Source organism: Mesorhizobium sp. M4A.F.Ca.ET.050.02.1.1, from assembly GCF_003997725.1.
Taxonomy (GTDB): Bacteria; Pseudomonadota; Alphaproteobacteria; order Rhizobiales; family Rhizobiaceae; genus Mesorhizobium.
In genome coordinates this window covers 1-838 of the sequence record NZ_RZSG01001321.1, presented here as the reverse complement: position 1 = coordinate 838, position 838 = coordinate 1, and the positions used below count along the sequence as shown (strand labels likewise).

General features: G+C 68.7%; 1 protein-coding gene. It reads left to right on the top strand.

The features are described 5' to 3' along the window. A partial coding sequence (locus EOA33_RS37225) for a sodium:proton antiporter (protein WP_145989575.1) occupies positions 1-838 on the top strand: 838 nt, incomplete at both ends.

Below are 838 nucleotides of genomic sequence, written 5' to 3'. Positions count from 1 at the left end.
GCACTGGTTGGTGCCGAGCATCCCGCTGGTTGTTGCCTTCGCGCTCGCCGCCGTTCTGTCGCCGACCGATGCGGTCGCCGTGTCCTCCATCGTCGACAGGAACGTGGTTCCGGCGCGGCTGATGCACATTCTGGAGGGCGAGTCGCTGCTCAACGACGCGTCCGGCCTGGTCATGTTCCGCTTCGCCGTGGCAGCGGCGCTGACCGGCAGCTTCTCGCTGGCCGCCGCATCCCTGACTTTCCTCTATGCGGTCGGCGCCGGCATCCTGGCCGGCGTGGCGGCGCTGATCGTCGCCGCCAAGACGCTGCAGTTGCTCAACCGCATCGGCGGCGTGCCCTCCGAGGCGCAGGTGCTGGTGATGATCCTGATGCCCTTCATCGCCTATCTCATCGCTGAGCACGCCGAGGCCTCCGGCATCCTGGCGGCGGTCACCGCCGGCCTGCTCACCGGCGGCTCCGGCCTTTTCCGCTACCTCGGCGTCTCGGCGCGCATGCAGGCCATGTCGCTGTGGACGACGCTGTCCTTCATCTTCAACGGCGCGCTCTTCATCCTGCTTGGCCTGCAGCTTCCGGACATCGTCCGCAACGTGCCGCCGGAGCTTTCCAGCAGGCATTGGCTGATCGAGCCCGTGGCCACGGTGCTGATCCTGACGCTTTGCCTGATCGGCCTGCGGTTCCTGTGGATCTGGGTCGGCGACATTGCACAGCGCGTCGCGGCGCGGTTCGGCAAGCATAAGGCCGAGCCGTTCGGGCTGCGCGTGCGGCTCGCCGGTTCCGTCGCCGGGGTGCGCGGCGCCATCACGCTGGCCGGCATCCTGTCGCTGCCGCTCGCCATGGCC